We start from the raw sequence: 19,269 nt of genomic DNA on the forward strand, positions 1-19,269 counted from the left end.
GACGGTCAGGTCATCGGCGAAGTGCCGGTCGCCGGTGGCGTCAGGCACGTACTTCACGGTGACAACGATCCTCAAGCTCACGCCGGCTCTCCTACTGCATCGTCTTTACTGGGCTGCTGCCTTGCTCTGGCCACTGCCTTCTTGCAGGCAGCATAGGCGCCTGAAGAGGCGGATCCCGGTCGGGGCGGCCCGCGCTCCCACCAGAATATTACTCGCCAGTACACCCATTTCATTCCCACTAAGCAAGCGCTTTGAACTGTGACCTTCCCAACGCTCTGTAATCGGGCGTCGGGAAGGCCCGCCGGGAACTCTCAGTCGCGCAGGGCGTTGAAGCGACCTTGGTGGTAGAGCAGCGGCCGCCCGGCTCCCGCGGGGTCACCGACCACCGCCTCCGCGAGGACGATCCGGTGGTCACCGGCGGGCACCCGCGCCGCCACCCTGCAGACCAGCCAGGCCAGCGTGCCGTCGAGCACGGGCACTCCCTCGGGCCCCTCGTACCAGCGTGTGTCCGCGCCGAAGCGGTCGGCGCCGCTGCGCGCGAACGTCGTGGCGAGGTCGAGCTGGTGCTCGCCGAGTATGTGGACGCCGACGTGTTCGGCCTCGGAGACCGCGGGCCAGCTGGAGGCCCCCGTACCGATGCCGAACGAGAGCATCGGGGGCTCGGCGGAGACGGAGACGAGCGAGGTGGCGGTGAAGCCGACGGGCCCGGCGGGACCCTGGGCGGTGATCACCGCGACCCCCGCCGCGTGCTGCCGGAACACGGAGCGCAGGAGGTCGGGGGAGGCGAGCTGAGGGGTGCGGAGATCGGGCGTGGCCGTCATGGAATTGTCCTTCTGCAGGAGGTACGAGCGGTTCCGTGGCTGCTCAGCAGCCCGGACAGCGCGCACTTGCATGACGGGCGAGGTCCACGTGGACGCGCTCGTAGAGAAGGAGCTCCGGAGGCATGGGAGCAGGCTGGCGATAGATGCGGGGTGCAGTCAAGTCCGTTCCGCGATGTGAAAGACGTCGTCGGGTCATGGCCCTCCTCCCCCGGGTCCCGCGGTCTCACACGGCCTTGCCGATGCCGGCGATCACATCGGCCTTGCGCGGCTGCCCGGTCGCGCGCTGGACGACCTGTCCGTCCGCGTCGAGAACCAGCACGGTCGGTGTCCTGCTGATGCGCAGTTCCCGTACGAGATCGAGTTCGGCTTCGGCGTCGATCTCCACGTGGGAGACGCCGGGGACCATCGCGGCCACCTCGGAGAGGACACGGCGGGTCGCCCGGCAGGGCTGGCAGAAAGCGCTGGAGAACTGCACGAGCGTGGCGCGCTCCCCCAGTTCGCGTCCCGCCCACGTGCCCGGTCCCGACAGGGCGATGCGGTCTCCCGCGTCGCGTATCCGCACGTCAGCCTCCCGCTCCTGCGTCATGATCCAACCGTCCCCGACTTCAGCGCCCCGGCGCCGGGAAACATTCCCGACGTGACGAGAATCTCGCGCCTGCCGGGCACGATGGGTGGCCAGCGGTCCGTTCTTGGGGCACGATCTGCGCAACGCCGAAAAACCTACGGCTGCGTAACTTCCCGCCGGGAACCCTCCCCAGGCAGAAACGAAGGGTCACCCCCACCCATGGCAGAGCTTGTCTACCGTCCGGTCATCGGTGCCGCTAAAACGCTGTTCAAGGCATGGGACCTGAAGATCGACTGCAAGGGGTCGGAGAACATCCCTCGCACCGGTGGCGCGGTGCTTGTCAGCAATCACATCAGCTATCTCGACTTCATCTTCGACGGCCTGGCGGCCCTGCCGCAGAAGCGTCTCGTGCGCTTCATGGCCAAGGAGTCGGTGTTCCGGCACAAGATCTCCGGTCCGCTGATGCGCGGGATGAAGCACATTCCCGTCGACCGCAAGCAGGGTGAGACGGCTTATCAGCACGCGCTCGACTCGCTGCGTGCCGGGGAGATCATCGGCGTCTTCCCCGAGGCGACGATCTCTCCGTCCTTCACGCTGAAGACCTTCAAGTCCGGCGCCGCGCGCCTGGCCCAGGAGGCCGGCGTACCGCTGATCCCGATGGCACTGTGGGGCACACAGCGGCTGTGGACCAAGGGCCAGCCGCGCAACTTCGGGCGCAGCCACATCCCGATCACGATCCGCGTCGGTGAGCCGGTCGAGGCACCGAAGGACCAGTTCGCGGGCGCGATCACCCGGCGCCTTCGCGAGCGCTGCCAGGAACTCCTCGAAGCCGCGCAGCGTGCCTATCCCGTGCGCCCCAAGGGCCCGGACGACACGTGGTGGATGCCGGCGCACCTCGGCGGCACCGCGCCGACTCCCGCCGAGGTGAAGGCCGCCGAGGCGAGCTGAATCGATTACTCCGGGCGCTGCGACGCCCGCTCCGGCGCGTGGACGGTGAGCCGCGCGCCGGGGCTGAACTTCGCGAGCAGCTCGGCCAGTTCGGCGCCCGCTTCCTCGACGCCGGAGTCCGGCCCCATCCCCTCCAGAAGGAAGATGGCGTTGACCGACTCCTCCGTGAGGCGGGTGCGCGGCCCCTGGCGCCAGTTCCAGCGGCGGCAGGTGACACCCTCGTCGTCGCACCAGACGACCTCACCCGCGTCCGGGTGCTCGACCGCCTGCTCCCCCGCGGCCATGGTGACGAAGTCCTCGGTGCCGTCGGCCCGCAGCAGACGCATGCCGCCCTTGATGTGGTCCAGGTCCTCGCCGCCGACCGGGATCAGGTGGGCGACGCTGATCGCGTTGTAGACGTCGACGAGGGCGTTGATCCGCGGCAGGCCGCCGTCGGCGAGTGCGCGCTTGGCGAGCGCCTCGGCGGAGTTGCGGGTACGGGACGGCTTCGCGCCGAAGGCGGTGTAGGCCGCGCGCCACGCCACCATGTGCGGATCCTCGTGCGGGGCGCGGTCGCCGAGCCGCTCGGCGAGACGCCGCGCGGCCTCGTCGAGGAGGGCCGAGGTCTCGTCGGTGCTTGGCCCGTTGACGAGCCCGTGGGCCTCGATGGCGACGTGGGTGAAGCCGGGCGCGAGGTCGCGCACGTCGTCGGTCACGGTGATCTGGAAGGTCATCGGCTGCCTTGCGTTCGGGGTGGGGCGGTTCGGAGTGGGGCGGTTCAGAGTGCGTCGGGGAGGTGCTCCCACAGGTACGGCCGGTCCGGGGCTTCCTTCAGGGCGCGGAGAACCGCCGGGCGCGGTACAGCACAGAGTACCGGATAGTCCATCTCACTGGACTCAACATCCACCGCGAAGGCCAGCCGCTCACCGTCGAGGGAGAACTGGGCGTCCACTCCGGGCTTGTTCCCCCGACAGTCCTGCCGGTGCCAGGCTCCGTGGAAGCGGATGGCCACCAGGCCGTGCAGGACGTATCCCGTGCCCGCGTCGTGCGTAAGCCGCTGGTAGCACAGGGCGGTGGGGATGTCCTCGGCCCGCAGCAGCGCGGCCAGCGCGTGGGACTTGGCGTGACAGATGCCCGTGCCCTGCTCCAGGACGTCGGAGGCGCGCCAGGTCACGCGCGGGTCGCCGCTGTCGGCGGAGTGCGGGATGGTGTCGCGCACGAATTCGTAGGCCGCGCGAGCGTATGTGTATGAATCCGTGGCCTGCGCGGCAAGGCGCGCGGCCGTCTCGCGCACGAGCGGATGATGATGATCGATGACCTCATCGGCGGCCAAGTAGGCGGAGAGGTCAGGGTTTTGCTGGATCAGCTGCATGCCACGGGAGCATAGAAATGCGACCGACCGCTAGTCAATGCTTTTACGGTCGATCGCATATCTATGCAGTTCTACGGAGAGGCTAGCGCGCCATCTCCTCCTTGAGGGCCGCGACGAAACCGTCCACGTCCTCCTCGCGCGTGTCGAACGCGCACATCCAGCGGACGTCGCCCGCCGCCTCGTCCCAGAAGTAGAAGCGGTACTGCTTCTGCAGCCGCTCGCTCACGTCGTGCGGCAGCCGCGCGAAAACCGCGTTGGCCTGCACCGGGTAGAGGATCTCCACGCCGTGGACGGCGCGCACCCCTTCGGCCAGGCGCTGGGCCATCTCGTTCGCGTGGCGGGCGTTGCGCAGCCAGAGGTCCTTGGCGAGCAGCGCCTCCAACTGCACCGAGACGAAGCGCATCTTGGAGGCGAGCTGCATGGACATCTTGCGCAGGTGCTTCATGTGGCTGACGGCGTCCTGGTTGAGGACGACGACGGCCTCGCCGAAGAGCGCGCCGTTCTTCGTGCCGCCCAGGGACAGGATGTCCACGCCGACCGCGTTCGTGAACGTCCGCATGGGGACGTCCAAGGACGCGGCGGCGTTCGATATGCGCGAGCCGTCCAGGTGCACCTTCATGCCGAGCTCGTGCGCGTGGTCGCAGATGGCGCGGATCTCGTCGGGCGTGTAGAGCGTGCCCAGTTCGGTGTTCTGCGCGATCGAGACGACCTGCGGCATCGCCCGGTGCTCGTCGTCCCAGCCGAAGGCCTGCTTGTCGATCAGCTCGGGCGTGAGCTTGCCGTCGGGCGTCGGCACCGTGAGCAGCTTGAGGCCGCCCATGCGCTCGGGGGCGCCGCCCTCGTCCACGTTGATGTGCGCGGACTCGGCGCAGATCACCGCACCCCAGCGGTCGGTGATCGCCTGGAGCGCGACGACGTTGGCTCCGGTGCCGTTGAACACCGGGAACGCCTCGGCGGTGGGGCCGAAGTGGCCGCGGATGACCTGCTGGAGGTTGGCCGTGTAGTCGTCCTCGCCGTACGCGATCTGGTGACCGCCGTTGGCGAGGGCGATGGCCGCGAGCACCTCGGGGTGGGCGCCCGCGTAGTTGTCGCTCGCGAATCCCCGTACGTCCGGGTCGTGGTGGCGGCGCGCGTCGGTCTTCGGAGGGTTCACGGCTTCTCGGTCACGGGTGTCGCGAGCGGTCACGGCTTCTCGGTCAGCCACAGGCGTTTTCCGTTCACTTCTCCGGCGGGCTGCTCCCAGACCTTGGCGATGGCCTCGGCCAGCTCCGTGACGTCCGTGAAGCCCGCGAACTTCGCGTTGGGCCGCTCCGCGCGCATCGCGTCGTGCACCAGCGCCTTGACCACCAGGATGGCAGCCGCCGATGACAGGCCCTGCTCGCCCCCCGCCTTGCGGAAGGCGTCGCCGAGCGCGAGGGTCCACGCCTCTGCCGCCGCCTTCGACGCGGAGTAGGCCGCGTTGCCCGCCGTCGGCTTGGAGGCGCCGGCCGCGCTGATCAGGAGGTAGCGCCCCCGGTCGCTGCGCTGCAGGCCGTCCTGGAAGGCGAGCGAGGTGTGCTGCACCGTACGGATCAGGAGCTTTTCGAGCAGGTCCCAGTCGGCGAGGTCGGTCGCGGCGAAGGTGGCGCTGCCGCGCCAGCCGCCGACGAGGTGGACCAGGCCGTCGATCCGCCCGAACTCCTTCTCGGTGCGGGTGGCCCACTCCCGGGTCGCCCCGAGATCCAGCAGGTCGACGGTGTCACCTATGACGGTGGCTCCGCCGTGCGCGTACCGCGCGGCGTCCACGGCCTCCGCGAGGCGGGCCGCGTCGGCGTCGGACGCCACGACCGTGGCACCGGCCTCCGCGAGCCTGAGCAGCGTGGCACGGCCTGCCGGACCGGCTGCCCCCGCGACCGCGACCACGGCTCCATCGAGTGCGGACATCGTCCTCGCCTCCTTGGTGCGGTTGCTCACGCGGCGACCTGCTCGACGCTCGCGGCGGTGATCCCCTTGGTTTCGGCGATCACTCGCTTGAGCTTCTTGGAGAGCGCCTCATAGAACATGCTGAGCGGAAACTCGTCAGGAAGCACGTCGTCGACGAGTTTTCTGGGCGGAAGCTGCACATCCAGGGCGTCGGGGCCCTTGGCCCAGCGCGATCCGGGGTGCGGCGCGAGGTACTGGGACACCAGGTCGTACGCGGCGAACCAGTGCACGAGCTTGGGGCGGTCGATGCCCGCGCGGTAGAGCTCCTCGATCTCGGCGCACAGCTGGTTGGTGACCCGCGGCGCGCGCTCCCAGTCGATCTTGAGCTTGTTGTCGGTCCAGCGGACGACGTCGTGCTTGTGGAGGTACGCGAAGAGCAGCTGGCCGCCGAGGCCGTCGTAGTTCTTGACGCGGTCGCCGGTGACCGGGAAGCGGAACATCCGGTCGAACAGGACGGCGTACTGCACGTCACGCGCCTGCGGGACGCCCTCGGCCTCCAGCTTCACGGCCTCCTTGAAGGCGGTGAGGTCGCAGCGCAGCTCCTCCAGGCCGTACATCCAGAACGGCTGGCGCTGCTTGATCATGAAGGGGTCGAACGGCAGGTCGCCGTGGCTGTGGGTGCGGTCGTGGACCATGTCCCACAGGACGAACGCCTGCTGGCAGCGGTCCTGGTCGCCGATCATCTCGCGGATGTCGTCGGGCAGTTCGAGCCCGAGGATGTCGACGGAGGCCTCGGTGACGCGGCGGAAGCGGGCCGCCTCGCGGTCGCAGAAGATGCCGCCCCAGCTGAAGCGCTCGGGGGCCTCGCGCACGGCGATGGTCTCCGGGAAGAGCACGGCCGAGTTCGTGTCGTACCCGGCGGTGAAGTCCTCGAAGGTGATGCCGCAGAACAGCGGGTTGTCGTAGCGCGTGCGCTCCAGCTCCGCCAGCCACTCCGGCCAGACCATGCGCAGCACGACCGCTTCGAGGTTGCGGTCCGGGTTGCCGTTCTGCGTGTACATGGGGAAGACCACGAGGTGCTGCAGGCCGTCCTCGCGATGCGCCGCGGGCTGGAAGGCGAGCAGCGAGTCGAGGAAGTCCGGCACCTGGAAACCGCCGTCCGCCCAGCGCCTCAGGTCCACGCCGAGCGCCTGGTGGTACGCGGCGTCGTGCGGAAGCAGCGGGGCGAGCTGCTCGATCCCGGATATCACGCGGTCGACGGCGAGTTCGGCCACGGACCGCGCCGGGGCGCCCTCCGCGTCGAAGTCGATCGAGCCGTCCGCGGACTGCCACGGGCGGATCTCTTCCACGGCTTCCTTGAGCATCGGCCAAGCCGGGTGCTCCACGACCCTTCCCATGGGGGCACCCCCACTCACGGGAGGAACCGCACCTTCCGTAACCCTCTGCACAAGAATTTCCGTCACTTGTCAACCTCCACGGGAGAACCTCGCGTCAGAACACCGTATGTGTGCGAGGTTCCCCACCACAAGGGGAGGTCCGGGAAATTATCCTGTGACACCCCCAACATCACCGCTGATTTTCCTGCCGGGCACCGTAGAGGCAACTGCTTCTGCCACTTCCGCCACCGCGGTCCGCGCATCGTCCAGGAGTCGCGGAAAGCTCAGGAACCCGTGGAACATCGCCGACCGGTGCCCCCGTGTCACCGGGACCCCCGCCAGGCGCAGCCTGACCGCGTACGCGGCGCCCTCGTCGCAGAGCGGATCGCACCCCGCCGTGACGATGTGCGCGGGTGGCAGTGCGGCGACGTCCGCGCCCAGGGGCGAGGCGTAGGGATGGGTGCCGTCACCGTCCGGGCCGAGGTACTGCTCCCAGAACCAGCGCAGGTGCGCGGCGGTGAGGAAGTAGCCGGTCGCGTTCGTCGTATACGAACCGCTGCCCTGCCCCGCGTCGAGCACGGGGTAGATCAACACCTGGAGCGCCACGGCGGGCCCTCCCCGGTCCCGCGCCATCAGGGTCGCGACGGTGGCGAGGCCGCCCCCGCTGCTGTCCCCGGCCGTCACCACGGCGCCCGGGTCGCCGCCGAGCCCGCCCGCCGCCGTCCGGGCCGCGGCCCAGCACAGGGCCGCGTAGGCGTCCTCGGTGGCCGCGGGGAAGCGATGCTCGGGGGCGAGGCGGTAGGCGACGGAGACCACGACTGCGCCGGACCGCGCACAGAGGGTGCGGGCCATGGCGTCGTGGGTGTCGAGACCGCAGAGGGTGTAGCCACCGCCGTGGAAGAAGACGACGGTGGGGCGGGGGTGGGTCCGCCCCGGCGGGTGGTAGACGCGGACGGGCAGGTCAGGAGCTCCCGCGGGACCGGGGATGCGCCGGTCCCCGACGGCGCCCACCATCGGGGCGGCCTTCCCGGTGGAAGGCGTTGCGGCGAGGACGCGGCGCGCCTCGGCCGCGTCGGTCACGGTGCCGCCGAGGTCGGGGAACGCGGCGCTCAGCGCGTCGACCAGGGGGCGTGCGGCCGGGGCGAGGCGGTCACCGTCCGTGCTCGCCGCCGTCACCCTGCCTCCTGGGCCCGGAAGTACGGGATGACCTTCTCGCCCCACTGCCGCAGGGTCTCCACGCAGGCCTCCTGCGGGACGGTGCCCATCTGGATGAGGCACATGATCTCGTCGGCGCCCGCGTCGCGGAGCCGTTCCACGTACGCGATGGCGTCGTCGGCGGTTCCATAGGCGTGATCGGCGTTGAAGGTGGCCGTGGAGGTGGGCCGCACCGGAATGTCGTGCTCGTGCAGCCGCGCGACGACCTGCTCGGCGGCCTCCCGCATCGCGGCCGCCTCGTCGGCCCCCTCGACCACGGCCTCATCGGGGATGCCGGCGCCGCCGTACCAGTGTCCGATGGACTGCGCGAAGAACCGCTGCCCGCGGATGCCGACGCGCCGGGCCCGCTCGCGGTCGTCGAGCACGATGGTCGGGCAGAGCACGGAGAAGTGGTCGTTGACGACGCGGGACACGAGGCGCGCGTCGGTGCGGCCCGCGATCGCCGTGTCGTACGCGTCCCTCATCTCCGCGATCGACTCCGGGCCTGCGAAGCCCATCACCAGGGCGCCGATGCCGAGTTCGGCGGCTTGCGTCAAGGTCTCGGTCCTGCTGCAGGCGAGGAAGAGCGGGGGGTGCGGGGTCTGCCGCGGCCGGGGCAGGATGGGGTGCGGATCGATGTCGAGCAGCGCGCCGTGGTGCTCGAGTTCCTCGCTCTCCCAGGCCTTCCCGATGATCTGCAGCGCCTCCTCGACCTCCTGGGTCGTACGTTCCTTGTCGACGCCGCAGAGCGAGGTCTCCTGGAGCGTCCCACCGCGCCCCGCCCCGAGGTCGAGCCGCCCGCCGGACAGCAGGTCGAGCATGGCGGCGCGCTCGGCGACCCGCGCCGGGTGGTTGAAGGCGAACGGCATGCAGACCACGCCGTGGCCGATGCGGATCGTGCTGGTGCGCGCGGCGACCCAGGTCAGGAAGATCTCCGGGGCGCTCATGTGGGCGTACCACTTCAGGGAGTGGTGCTCGACGGCCCAGACGCGGTCGAATCCCATCTCCTCGGCCAGGACGGCCTGTTCGACGCTGTCGTGGATGAGCTGATGCTCTCGCTCGACGGTGGGATCGGCGAGCTGTGCTTCGAATATGACGGAGAACTTCACGTGCCCTCCCGGGAGTTGAGCCACTACGGGTCGGCGCCCTTGTTTCAAGCAGTCATATGACTAGTCGGCAGATGTCGAACTTGCAAGAGCGACAACACCACTTGGCTCCACGGGCCGGCGGCAGCGCACAGGAAATCCCCGGGAGGGCCGTGGCGGCCCTCCCGGGGAAGCGTGCTCCTCAGGCGCGGGAGGTCAGTTCGTGTTGAGCGTCAGGCCGTAGTACCGCAGCGTGTCGTCCAGCGGCTGGAAGTACGAGGAGCCCTGGTCGTTCACCCCGCCGCACGACTGGTTCGTCGGGCCGCCCGAGGTCATGCCCTGGGCCTGGTTGCCCGCGATGTACGCGCCGCCGCTGTCGCCGCCCTCCACGCACACCGTGGACCGGCCGAGGCCGTTGACCACGGTGTCCGGGCCGCCGTTGCGATCGGTGTAGGTGACGCTCACGTTGTACGCACCGACCCGTCCGCACGTCCAGCCCGTCGTCGAGCCCGACTTGCACAGGGTCGCGCCGACCGCCGCGCGCTGACTGCCGCGCACCGGGACCGAGGCGCCGTTGCCCCAGGTGCCGACCGCCGTGGTGATCGACGAGCCCGACTGGATCGTCGCCAGGCCCATGTCCACGCTGTTCTGGCCGAGCGCGAAGCGGGTCGTGGAGCCGGTCGCGAACTTCGAGCCGTTGAAGTACAGGCCCGGGTTGCCGACCACGCAGTGGCCCGCCGTGACGAGGTACTGCCGGCCCGCCGCGTTGCGTGCGCCGAAGCCGACCGAACACCACGAACCGGGCTGGTTGTTGATGTTCATCCGGCTGCCCGGCGCGACGGCCGCCTTCGCCTCCAGCTCCTGCCCGCCCTTGACCACCCGGACGGCGTCACCGAACTCGCGGGCCTCCTTGAGGAAGGCCCGCGCCGCCGGGGCGGTGGCGTCGGCCACCGTGACCTTGACCGTGTCGGAGGCAAGGTCCGCCCCCCAGGAGGCTATGCCGCTCGGGACTCGCTCGGCCGCCGCCGCGTCGAGGGCGGCGGTGACGCGCTTCAGCTCCGCCTCGCCCCGGCTCGGTATGCGGGCGGTCAGGCCGGTGGCCTTGACCTGCGCCGCCGCGCGGGATGCGCCGACGTTCACGGTCAGTTCGCCCTTCGCGTCGAAGAACGCACCGTCCGTCCGGACGCCGTCCCGGTGCAGCCGGTCCAGTCTGCGCTGCTGGTCCGCCTGCTCGTCGAGACGCCGTACGGCGGCGGTCTCGCTCACACCCAGCGTGTCCGCCAGGGCCTCGATCATCTGCGGCTCGTAGCGCGGGGTGGGGGGTGCGTCGGCGTGCGCGCCGGTGACACCCGTCGTGGCCACCAGGGCCCCGGCTGCCGCGGCAGCAAGGAGGTAATGCCGAACATGCGCCATGGGAATGCCTTCCAAGGGTAAGTGGGGGGTGGCATATGGACGTTCGGTGCACCGGGGTGGGGTCAATTGGTGCACCGAACATCCATCGGCGCCGTACGCGGGATTTCCCGGACCGCGCCGTTGGGCGAAACCTTCCCGTCACTTCGGGCGGCCGCACAAGGCATGGCGGGGCACCGGCCCTTAAGGCGAAAGGGGTAAACACTTAATGCGCACCCACGGGCGTGGGGGTGGGAAGTGGCACCCCCTCCGCGCGCACAGCGGAGCACCCGGAGGCGGGAGTTGACCGCTTCTGAGCTGCCCGGCGGCGACGCCCGTACGGCGCCTTTCCGGTGGAAGCCGGTCCCGGCCCGACGAACGCTCCGAGGCCGATACGTGATGCGGAATCGGTGTTACAAATATTGACGAACGCGGTCCGGCGGGGTTTGGTAGGCGAGGCGTCAGGCGGGAATTCCTTTGTCCGTCACCCGGGTCCGGCCATGTCCAGCGGTGACGCGAACGGCATTCATCGGGCGGTTGCGCCTGTTCCGGGAGTGCGGCTCGTCATCTGTCATGCCGGGAGGCGAAATTCGTGACGGTCTCATCCGGGCTGACGTCGGACGACTCGGAATCCGGTGCGGGGGCGGTCCTTTCGACTGAGCCTCCCGCTCCGTTCGCCGTCGCCCTGCGCGAGGCGGTGCGGCGCCGCGGGCTCCCCCTGGACCGGATCTGCGAGCGGCTCACCGCCCGCGGCATCCGGCTCACGCCCGCGACCCTCAGCTACTGGCAGCGCGATCGCACCCGCCCCGAGCGCTCGGACTCACTGCGCGCCGTTGTCGCACTGGAGAGCATCCTCGACCTGGCGCCCGGAGAACTCTCCGGGCTGTTGCGATCCCAACGCCCGCGCGGGCGCCGTCCGGTCGTACGCGTCGACGAGCACGCGACCCGGCGTCTCTACGGTCGCGCGTCCCGGCAGGAACAGGCACTCGGCGACGCCTTCCCGCGCTTCAACCAGGGGATCGCCATTCTCCTCACCCGCGAGGTGCTGCACCTTGACCGGCGGGGCTGCGTCAGCCGACTGACCATCAACCACCTGGTCCGCGCCGTCTGCGACGGTCCCGACCGGCTGATCAACCTGCACTTCCTGGACGACCCCGACGCCGGACCGCCCGAGGCGACCGTGCACTGCGGACAGCTGGAATCGATGCGGCAGGACGCGGTCTCGGGCGGAGTGATGCTCCAGATCGGCTTCGGCCGTCCGCTGTCGTTCGGCGAGACCACAACCGTCGACTACGAGATCCGCACCGAGCCGCAGGGCCACCCGACGACGCTCCACGAGCGGGGCATACGCGGCAACCAGGACGCCTATCTCCTCCAGGTGCACTTCCCCCGCGAGCGGCCGCCGGCGATCTGCCACTCGTACTACCGGGAGAACGCCTCCGCCCAGCAGCGCAAGGTACGCCCCCTGACCGTGGACTCCTCCGGCGCGGCCCACCTGTACGCGGCTCAGTGTCGGCAAGGCATCTACGGCATGAGCTGGCAGTGGCCGGAGGAGGACTCCTAGGCCTCTGGTGGGCACAGCGCAGGCCGGGGCCCACACCGCGTGGGTGTGGACCCCGGATCACGCGCCCGCGTGCGCCCTGCGGATCAGAGGCCGAACTCCTGCGGGGAGAGGCCGAGTGCCGCGCACGCCTCGCGCAGGACCTGCTCCTCGGCCGGGGCGATGTACCCGTCCGCGCCGGCGACGACGAAGCCGGTCTGCACGACCGCCTTGGCCTCCGTCGGCTTCTTCGCCGCCTTGGCGATCTCCTGCATGACCTCCGTCTTGCCCTGCTGGAAGTTGAACGACAGCTGGTCGACGTGCTTGTTGAACCGCTGCTGCAGCTGCTCCGGCGGGAAGTTCTTCAGGACGTCGTTCTGCAGGATCAGCGACTCCACGTGCCGGCGCTCGGCAGGGTCGACCGAGCCGTCAGCGGCGGCGACGAGCGCGCACATGGCCATGCTCGCGTCGCGGTAGGAACCGCTCTTGAGCTCCGTCTTCAGGGAGGCGAGCTGGGACTTGAGCACGCCCACGAGCTGCGCCTTGGACCCGCCCGACCCCGAACCCGGCCGTCCGTGACCGCCGGAGCTGCTGCGTCCCCCCTGCGACTGCTGCTGCAGACCCTTGGCCTGGTCCTTGATCCGGTCCCACATCGCCATCCGTGCCACCTCGGCTGTGTTAGCTCGTCCGCGCGCGTTCCACGCGTCACCCTGCCAACGCCTCCCCACCCCGCGAAGTTCCGTCACGGACACTCGGGGGAGGCGACTCGAACGCGAGAGCGCGGTCGTAACGCGGATGCTCCGCCAGGCGGCCGCCGCCGGGGACACGGCGGGGCAGGGTGTCGGACCGGTCAGGAATGGAGAAGCATCAGCCGCCCTGTCCTCTCTAGCGTGATGGACATGGCAAACATCGCATCTGTCACCCTCGACGTGGCCGACCCCACCGCCGCGCGCCACTTCTACACCACCGCCTTCGGTCTCGACACGCAGTTGCGGCTACGGGCCTCCGAGGAGCCCAGCACCGGATTCCGGGGGTTCACGCTCGCGCTCACGGTGTCCCAGCCGGGCGACGTCAAGAGCCTCGTCGACGCCGCCCTCGCCGCGGGCGCCACCTCCCTCAAGCCCGTCACGAAGTCGCTCTGGGGCTACGGCGGCGTCGTACAGGCCCCCGACGGGACGATCTGGAAGGTCGCGACCTCGGCCAAGAAGGACACCGGCCCTGTCACCCGGCAGATCGACGAGATGGTGCTCCTGCTCGGCGTCGCGGACATGGCCACGAGCAAGCAGTTCTACGTCGGGCAAGGCCTCGCCGTGGCAAAGAGCTTCGGCCGCATGTACTGCGAGTTCGAGACCGCGTCCGGCGCCTTCAAGCTGGCGCTGTACCGGCGCCGCGCCCTGGCCAAGGACCTCGGCGTATCCCCCGACGGCACCGGATCACACCGCCTCACGATCAACGCCACCACCACCCCGTTCACCGACCCGGACGGCTACCCGTGGAAAGCGGCGGCGACGGTACAGCGGACCGCCTCCGTGAGCCCTCGCTGACGAGGAGCAGCCGTGCTCACGCGTCGAGGCCGCCTCGTTTGACCAGTTGGGTTGCGATCACGTTGCGTTGGATCTCGTTCGTGCCCTCGCCGACGAGCATCAGCGGGGCGTCGCGGAAGTAGCGCTCCACGTCGAACTCGGTGGAGTAGCCGTAACCGCCGTGGATGCGGACGGCGTTGAGGGTGATCTGCATGGCTGTCTCGGAGGCGAAGAGCTTGGCCATGCCTGCCTCCATGTCCACGCGGCGGCCCGCCTCCGCCTCCCGGGCGGCGTGCAGGGTGAGCTGGCGGGCAGCGGTGAGTGAAGTGGCCATGTCGGCGAGGTAGTTGCCGATCGACTGGTGCTTCCAGATCGGCTCGCCGAAGGCCTCGCGCTCCTGGGCGTAGGCGAGGGAGTCCTCGAACGCGGCCCGGCCGACCCCCAGTGCGCGCGCCGCGACCTGGAGCCGTCCGGTCTCCAGGCCCTTCATCATCTGGGCGAAGCCCTTGCCCTCGACCCCGCCCAGTACGGCGTCGGCCGGCGCCCGGTAGTCGTCGAACGACAACTCGCAGCTCTCCACGCCCTTGTAGCCGAGCTTGGGCAGGTCACGCGCGACCGTCAGGCCGGGACCGTGCTCGACGAGCAGGATCGAGATTCCCTTGTGGGCGGGTTCGGCGGCCGGATCGGTCTTGCACATCAGGGCGATGAGCCCGGACCGGCGGGCGTTGGTGATCCAGGTCTTCGACCCGTTGATGACGTAGCCACCCGCGTCGGGGCCGGTGCCGGTGCCCGCGTCCTTGCGCGCGGACGTACGCATGGCCTGGAGGTCCGAGCCGCCGCCCGGCTCGGTGAGCGCCATGGTCGCCCGGATCTCCCCGGTGGCCATCTTCGGCAGGAAGCGCCGCCGCTGTTCCTCCGTGCCGAAGTGGAGCAGCAGCTTCGCGACCACGGTGTGGCCGCCCATCGCACCGGCCAGGCTCATCCAGCCGCGGGCGAGTTCCTCGGTGACGAGGACGTAGCAGGGCATGGAGACCGGTGTGCCGCCGAATTCCTCGGGGACGGCGAGGCCGAAGACGCCGAGGCGCTTCATCTGCTCGATCAGGGCTTCGGGGTAGGTGTCGGAGTGCTCCAACTCCCTTACGACAGGACGCACTTCCTTGTCGACGAAGTCCCGCACCGTGCTGACGACGAATTGCTCGTCCTCGGAAAGGATGTCGAGAGTGCTCATGCTGGGACGCTCCTCGCCGACAATCCCGTACCGGAACGCGCGCGACGCATGACAAAGGCAAGGAGTGTCCGAACTCCTTGCCATGCTCAACATATAGCGCATGGGGGGCCTTGCGGCAAGGCCCCGGTCGTGACGCAGAATCATCGATCTCAACCGGAAACCCAGCGAAATGAGAACAATGATTGACGTGATCGTGGTCGGCGGCGGACCGACCGGATTGATGCTGGCGAGCGAGCTTCGGCTGCACGGTGTGCACACCGTCGTCCTGGAGAAGACGGCGCAGGCCACCCAGCAGTCCCGCGGGCAGGGCCTGCACGCGCGCAGTGTCGAGGTCATGGATCAGCGCGGCCTGCTGGACCGGTTCCTCGCGGTCAACGAGAAGTTCAAGGTCGGTGGATTGTTCGGCGGCATCATCAAGCCGTGGCCGGAGAAGCTGGACACGGCGCACCCGTACGGGGTGGCCACTCCGCAGCCCGTCACCGAGCGGCTGCTCCACGAGCGCGCGGTCGAACTCGGCACCGACATCCGGCGCGGCTGCGAGGTGGTCGGCCTCAGCCAGGACGAGGACGGGGTGCGTGCCGAACTCGCGGACGGCACGCACCTGCGCTCGCGCTATCTCGTCGGCTGTGACGGCGGCCGAAGTGCCGTACGCAAACTGCTCGGCGTCGATTTCCCCGGCGTGCCCGCCTCGGTCGAGACCCTCCTCGGCGAGATGGAGGTGACCGCGGATCAGGCGACGATCGACGCTGCCGTCGCCGAAGTCCACAAGACGCAGCTGCGGTTCGGCCTGAGCCCCGGTGAGAACGGCGTGTACCGCATCGTCGTCCCGGCCGACGGGGTGACCGAGGACCGCGCGACCGAGCCGACCCTCGACGACTTCAAGCAGCAGCTGCGGGCCCACGCGGGGACCGACTTCGGCGTGCACGCGCCGCGTTGGCTCTCCCGGTTCGGCGACGCCACCCGGCAGGCCGAGCGCTACCGGGTCGGCCGGGTGCTGCTGGCGGGCGACGCGGCGCACATCCACCCGCCGACCGGCGGGCAAGGGCTCAACCTCGGCGTGCAGGACGCCTTCAACCTCGGCTGGAAGCTGGCCGCGGAGGTCGGCGGCTGGGCGCCGGAGGGACTCCTCGACACCTACCACACGGAACGGCACCCGGTGGGCGCCCGCGTCCTGGACAACACCCGTGCGCAGATCGCGATGCTCGGGTCCGATCCGGGTGCGACGGCGCTGCGGGAGCTGTTCGCCAGACTGATGGACTTCGAGGAGGTGAACCGGTACGTGACCGGGATGATCACCGCGGTCGACGTCAGCTACGACTTCGGCGAGGGCCACGCACTCCTCGGACGGCGCCTGCGGGACGTGGAGTTGAAGCAGGGGCACCTCTACGGGCTGATGCACGAAGGCCGCGGGCTGCTGCTCGACCAGACCGGCCGGCTCTCGGTCGCCGGGTGGGCCGACCGGGTCGATCACGTCGTCGACGTCTCCGAGGAACTGGACGTGCCCGCCGTGCTGTTGCGGCCCGACGGCCATGTGGCGTGGGTCGGTGAGGACCAACAGAAACTTCTCGACCTGCTGCCCACGTGGTTCGGAGCCCCGAGCCACGACGCCGCGGCCCCCGGCACGTCGCCGTCCGCGACGTCGGCGACGTCGGCGTAGAACCGTTCCGGCCCTCAGCCGACCTGCGTGTGGAACTGCACGAGACGCTGCTGGACGAGGTTCACCGTGCCGCGCTGACGGCCGGGGACGCGGCGCCGCAACGCGACCAGGGCCGGGCCCAGTTCGCGGACGGTGTCCGGGTCGCGGACCTGCTCCCACTGGTGGTGGGCCAGGTCCGCGGCGGCCTCGACATCGGGGGCGTCGGGGGCCTGGCCCGCGGTGAGCCGGGCGGAGACCACGGCGAGCCAGATCTCGCAGCTGCGTCCCGGGTCCTTGGCGAAGATCGCGAGGTGTCCGCGGACCTCCATCCAGTGCACCACCTCGGGCGATGAGGGCCCGTACGTACGCAGTGCCTCCTGCTCCCAGGCCGCCGCCATGGCCGCGGCCTCGCCGTGCCGTCCCGCCTCCACGGCCTTGGTGATCGCCGCGTGCGGGTCCGCGCCGGGTGCCTTTGGCGCGTCAGTGGGTACGGAAGCGGGCGCCTGCTGCTGGGCGGGCACCGTCACCTGGTGGGCGGGCACCGGCGCATGGTCGCGCATGCCTCCGGGAGCGCCGGCAGGGAAGGCCACGAGGGCGGGGTCGGCACAGAGCAGCATGACTCCGGCCGCGCCCTCCTCCGCCGTCTGGGCCGCGACGTGCTGATGCAGGTCCGGCAGCGGCGGCCGGTGCCCGCTGCGCAGGACCGTCGCCAGCGCCTTCATGTAGGAGGGCGCCGCGACGGCACGCCTGCCCGGCGGCGGGGCGACGCGCCCGTACAGCGCCACGCCCGCACCCACGTCCAGGGGCCGCTGCGCCAGTTGCTGCCAACTGTCGGCGTCGGCATGCAGATCGGCGACGACGGTCGTGCTGCCGGGCGGGCGCAGCCGCAGCTCCTGGGCGATCCAGTGCCAGGGGAAGCCGGTGTAGCGCACCGTCGCCGCCGTGGTCCGCGCCAGGGCGACATGCTGCTGTCGCTGACGGCGATCGAGATGCAGTTGCCCGATCAGGTACACCGTCAAAGGCCCCGGCGCCATCGCGGCCGCACGCAGCCGAGTCAGCACGGTCTGCGGGTCAAGCGGGTCCGCGAGCTCCACGACACTCGCGGTCGCGCTACCGGCGAGCACCGCCGGAGACACCGCGGCGAGCACGGGCAGCACGGAAGCCGCATCCACCATACGGGCCTTGCCGACCGGCGCCGCCGCAATCAGCAGCGCGGTCCCGGGCACCGTCCCCTCCCCATCAGTCACCAGAGCACCGTATCCGCTGCTCATCTCCGGGGCGGCAGCGGTGTTCACCATTTCGCCTCGCCCACTCCCCCGAAACGGGCGCCTACTTGGTCCCGTGTCCTGTTGTCGTGGGGGTGTCGGACCATGCAGCGCGGGTAAGGAGGGTGTGCTCCGGCATCGGGCGGTGCTGCCGGAGCCTGCGGCCGCCGCCGGTTTCGGCGGCGGCGGCCGCGGCGCTCCTGGGGGCAGGCTCCCCCTGGTACCCCAGGAGCGGGTGTCCGCACCGACCGGCGCGAGGGGACCGCGGGAGTGGCCCCCTGGCGCGACAGCCGGCGGGACGAGCCGGTGTCCATGCGTCCGCTGCAAGGAAGTACGGACCCGGCAGCCTGAGTTGCCGACGTGCCTGCCGCTCGGCGGCAGAGCGTGAGCCGAGCGGTCGGGCCGGTCCGGGGGCTGGGGGCTGGCCTGGGCGCCAGGGTAGAACGAGCAGGCAGAGGCGGACAACGCCTTTCCGCCCTCCGGAATGACCTTGTCCTGTCCTTTTCCTGAACCTGTCCTGACCTTCTCCTGGGCGCGGCTTTCTCCGGCCGTCGGAGAAAGCTGTCCCACGAACGGGTGGTTGAGGGCCGTGCCGCGCCGGAACCATTGGTTCCGGCCCGCGTCGTCCCTACCGTCCGCCCATGACCTCCACACCGCACGCTCCGGGCGCTCCCCTGCCCGGTCCTCGCGCGTCGGCGACATCGCCGACGACCCCGGCGGCCACGGCTCCGGGCCCGGATCTGGCTCTGAGCACGTGGATCGAGAAGTACCTGTTACCCACCCTCGGTGCCGGTGGGGCCCTCCTGTTCGGGCTGCTGACGATCGAGTACGACCAGTTCTACCGCGAGTTGGGCATGGCCCCCGGCGACGTGGGCCTGGAGTACTCGACCCGGCTGAGCGGATCCGCGGGGCTCGTGCTGATGAGTCTCGTCGCTTCCGCGACGCTCTTCGGACTGGCCAACGCGTGTCTGTACGGCGTCTACCGTTTCGGCCCCGCGGGCACCCGGGTCCGTGCCGGTCGCGTGCGTACGGCCATGACACGGCCCGAGAAGCGCAGGACGGCGATCCTTGTGTGCTGCGCGGTGGGAATCGCACTCGTCGGGGCCCTCGTCACCTACGTGGCCGACGAGATGGCGGACAGCGCCAAGGGCGGGAAGTGGGTCGAGCCCCTGCACTTCGGTCCCATCACCGTCCTGGCCGTGCGCGCGTATCCCGCGGATGTGCGGCTTTCGGTCAGGGACGGCGCCAAAGGCCTCGACCTGGGGGCGGTCGACACCGAGCACCTGCTCTACATCGGGCACGGGCCCAGCACCGTGGTCCTCTACGACCACCGCAGCCAACGCCCCCTGTATCTGCCCGCCAAGGACGTCACCGTGACGACGTACAACTGCGAGACCTGGCGGGCCGAGAGGCACAGCCGTTGTCGCGACTGAACCCGGGCGCGTG

Annotated in this window: 17 protein-coding genes and 2 pseudogenes; 5 read left to right on the forward strand and 14 right to left on the reverse strand. The window is 70.2% G+C overall.

Translation table 11 applies throughout. The features are described from left to right. The 3 genes and pseudogenes from ACWD02_RS35260 to ACWD02_RS35270 all read right to left on the reverse strand — a co-directional run. A pseudogene (locus ACWD02_RS35260) lies at positions 1-81 on the reverse strand (electron transfer flavoprotein subunit beta); the annotation flags it as partial. 230 nt (positions 82-311) lie between these two features. Further along, positions 312-821 (reverse strand): flavin reductase family protein, encoded by a 510-nt coding sequence (locus ACWD02_RS35265; RefSeq protein WP_451218513.1) that lies wholly within the window; start codon positions 819-821, stop codon positions 312-314. Between the two features lie 223 nt (positions 822-1,044). Next, positions 1,045-1,388: pseudogene (locus tag ACWD02_RS35270) on the reverse strand (thioredoxin family protein). Positions 1,389-1,605: 217 nt separating this feature from the next. On the opposite strand from ACWD02_RS35270, the gene ACWD02_RS35275 reads away from it, so the two are divergent. Beyond that, positions 1,606-2,334 carry a lysophospholipid acyltransferase family protein gene (locus tag ACWD02_RS35275; RefSeq protein ID WP_451218516.1) on the forward strand — a complete coding sequence of 243 codons (729 nt, stop codon included), beginning with the start codon at positions 1,606-1,608 and terminating at the stop codon, positions 2,332-2,334. A gap of 5 nt (positions 2,335-2,339) precedes the next feature. Here ACWD02_RS35275 and ACWD02_RS35280 read toward each other — a convergent pair whose 3' ends face one another. The 8 genes from ACWD02_RS35280 to ACWD02_RS35315 form a co-directional block, all read right to left on the reverse strand. Continuing rightward, positions 2,340-3,047, reverse strand: a complete 708-nt coding sequence (locus tag ACWD02_RS35280; protein ID WP_451218519.1) for a B3/B4 domain-containing protein — start codon at positions 3,045-3,047, stop codon at positions 2,340-2,342. Between the two features lie 44 nt (positions 3,048-3,091). Continuing rightward, positions 3,092-3,685 (reverse strand): transglutaminase-like domain-containing protein, encoded by a 594-nt coding sequence (locus tag ACWD02_RS35285; protein WP_451218522.1) that lies wholly within the window; start codon positions 3,683-3,685, stop codon positions 3,092-3,094. Positions 3,686-3,767: 82 nt separating this feature from the next. After that, positions 3,768-4,838: a threonine aldolase family protein gene (locus ACWD02_RS35290; RefSeq protein ID WP_451218525.1), complete on the reverse strand. Its 1,071-nt coding sequence runs from the start codon at positions 4,836-4,838 to the stop codon at positions 3,768-3,770. Positions 4,839-4,867: 29 nt separating this feature from the next. Beyond that, positions 4,868-5,608 carry an SDR family NAD(P)-dependent oxidoreductase gene (locus ACWD02_RS35295; RefSeq protein WP_451218528.1) on the reverse strand — a complete coding sequence of 247 codons (741 nt, stop codon included), beginning with the start codon at positions 5,606-5,608 and terminating at the stop codon, positions 4,868-4,870. 26 nt (positions 5,609-5,634) lie between these two features. Continuing rightward, on the reverse strand, positions 5,635-7,050 hold the full coding sequence (locus ACWD02_RS35300) for a DUF6421 family protein (RefSeq protein ID WP_451218531.1): 1,416 nt from the start codon (positions 7,048-7,050) through the stop codon (positions 5,635-5,637). 81 nt (positions 7,051-7,131) lie between these two features. Further along, the gene (locus ACWD02_RS35305; protein ID WP_451218533.1) at positions 7,132-8,139 is read right to left on the reverse strand and encodes an alpha/beta hydrolase fold domain-containing protein; all 1,008 of its coding nucleotides are present in this window, start codon (positions 8,137-8,139) and stop codon (positions 7,132-7,134) included. Further along, a complete protein-coding gene (locus tag ACWD02_RS35310; protein ID WP_451218536.1) occupies positions 8,136-9,266 on the reverse strand; it encodes an LLM class flavin-dependent oxidoreductase in 1,131 nt (376 codons plus the stop codon). The genes ACWD02_RS35305 and ACWD02_RS35310 overlap by 4 nt, the downstream gene beginning before the upstream one ends. Positions 9,267-9,458: 192 nt before the next feature. Beyond that, positions 9,459-10,655 carry a S1 family peptidase gene (locus ACWD02_RS35315; protein ID WP_451218538.1) on the reverse strand — a complete coding sequence of 399 codons (1,197 nt, stop codon included), beginning with the start codon at positions 10,653-10,655 and terminating at the stop codon, positions 9,459-9,461. Positions 10,656-11,223: 568 nt separating this feature from the next. Here ACWD02_RS35315 and ACWD02_RS35320 point away from each other — a divergent pair. Beyond that, complete coding sequence (locus ACWD02_RS35320; protein ID WP_451218541.1) at positions 11,224-12,195, forward strand: hypothetical protein; 972 nt, start codon at positions 11,224-11,226, stop codon at positions 12,193-12,195. Between the two features lie 83 nt (positions 12,196-12,278). Here ACWD02_RS35320 and ACWD02_RS35325 read toward each other — a convergent pair whose 3' ends face one another. Then, entirely contained in the window at positions 12,279-12,830 is a 552-nt protein-coding gene (locus ACWD02_RS35325; protein ID WP_451218544.1) for a tellurite resistance TerB family protein, read from the reverse strand. 240 nt (positions 12,831-13,070) lie between these two features. Between ACWD02_RS35325 and ACWD02_RS35330 the strand changes: the two genes are divergently transcribed. Beyond that, positions 13,071-13,715 carry a glyoxalase gene (locus ACWD02_RS35330; RefSeq protein ID WP_451218547.1) on the forward strand — a complete coding sequence of 215 codons (645 nt, stop codon included), beginning with the start codon at positions 13,071-13,073 and terminating at the stop codon, positions 13,713-13,715. 16 nt (positions 13,716-13,731) lie between these two features. Here the strand turns inward: ACWD02_RS35330 and ACWD02_RS35335 are convergent, their stop codons facing one another. Further along, positions 13,732-14,922, reverse strand: a complete 1,191-nt coding sequence (locus ACWD02_RS35335; protein WP_451218550.1) for an acyl-CoA dehydrogenase family protein — start codon at positions 14,920-14,922, stop codon at positions 13,732-13,734. Positions 14,923-15,100: 178 nt separating this feature from the next. Between ACWD02_RS35335 and rox the strand changes: the two genes are divergently transcribed. Continuing rightward, the gene (rox, locus tag ACWD02_RS35340; RefSeq protein ID WP_451218553.1) at positions 15,101-16,579 is read left to right on the forward strand and encodes a rifampin monooxygenase; all 1,479 of its coding nucleotides are present in this window, start codon (positions 15,101-15,103) and stop codon (positions 16,577-16,579) included. Between the two features lie 14 nt (positions 16,580-16,593). On the opposite strand, the gene ACWD02_RS35345 is transcribed toward rox, so the two are convergent. Further along, on the reverse strand, positions 16,594-17,784 hold the full coding sequence (locus tag ACWD02_RS35345; RefSeq protein ID WP_451219162.1) for a hypothetical protein: 1,191 nt from the start codon (positions 17,782-17,784) through the stop codon (positions 16,594-16,596). A gap of 680 nt (positions 17,785-18,464) precedes the next feature. Between ACWD02_RS35345 and ACWD02_RS35350 the strand changes: the two genes are divergently transcribed. Beyond that, complete coding sequence (locus ACWD02_RS35350) at positions 18,465-19,256, forward strand: hypothetical protein (RefSeq protein WP_451218556.1); 792 nt, start codon at positions 18,465-18,467, stop codon at positions 19,254-19,256. Positions 19,257-19,269 lie beyond the last annotated feature (13 nt).

The sequence above is a fragment of the Streptomyces sp. NPDC002853 genome, from assembly GCF_053591915.1.

What these genes read in the sequence shown, in the direction of transcription:
- ACWD02_RS35265 (WP_451218513.1), bottom strand. Translation starts at nt 821, where the DNA reads ATGACGGCCACGCCCGATCTCCGCACCCCTCAGCTCGCCTCCCCCGAC.
- ACWD02_RS35275 (WP_451218516.1), top strand. Translation starts at nt 1,606, where the DNA reads ATGGCAGAGCTTGTCTACCGTCCGGTCATCGGTGCCGCTAAAACGCTG.
- ACWD02_RS35280 (WP_451218519.1), bottom strand. Translation starts at nt 3,047, where the DNA reads ATGACCTTCCAGATCACCGTGACCGACGACGTGCGCGACCTCGCGCCC.
- ACWD02_RS35285 (WP_451218522.1), bottom strand. Translation starts at nt 3,685, where the DNA reads ATGCAGCTGATCCAGCAAAACCCTGACCTCTCCGCCTACTTGGCCGCC.
- ACWD02_RS35295 (WP_451218528.1), bottom strand. Translation starts at nt 5,608, where the DNA reads ATGTCCGCACTCGATGGAGCCGTGGTCGCGGTCGCGGGGGCAGCCGGT.
- ACWD02_RS35315 (WP_451218538.1), bottom strand. Translation starts at nt 10,655, where the DNA reads ATGGCGCATGTTCGGCATTACCTCCTTGCTGCCGCGGCAGCCGGGGCC.
- ACWD02_RS35325 (WP_451218544.1), bottom strand. Translation starts at nt 12,830, where the DNA reads ATGGCGATGTGGGACCGGATCAAGGACCAGGCCAAGGGTCTGCAGCAG.
- ACWD02_RS35330 (WP_451218547.1), top strand. Translation starts at nt 13,071, where the DNA reads ATGGCAAACATCGCATCTGTCACCCTCGACGTGGCCGACCCCACCGCC.
- ACWD02_RS35335 (WP_451218550.1), bottom strand. Translation starts at nt 14,922, where the DNA reads ATGAGCACTCTCGACATCCTTTCCGAGGACGAGCAATTCGTCGTCAGC.
- rox (WP_451218553.1), top strand. Translation starts at nt 15,101, where the DNA reads ATGATTGACGTGATCGTGGTCGGCGGCGGACCGACCGGATTGATGCTG.
- ACWD02_RS35350 (WP_451218556.1), top strand. Translation starts at nt 18,465, where the DNA reads ATGACCTCCACACCGCACGCTCCGGGCGCTCCCCTGCCCGGTCCTCGC.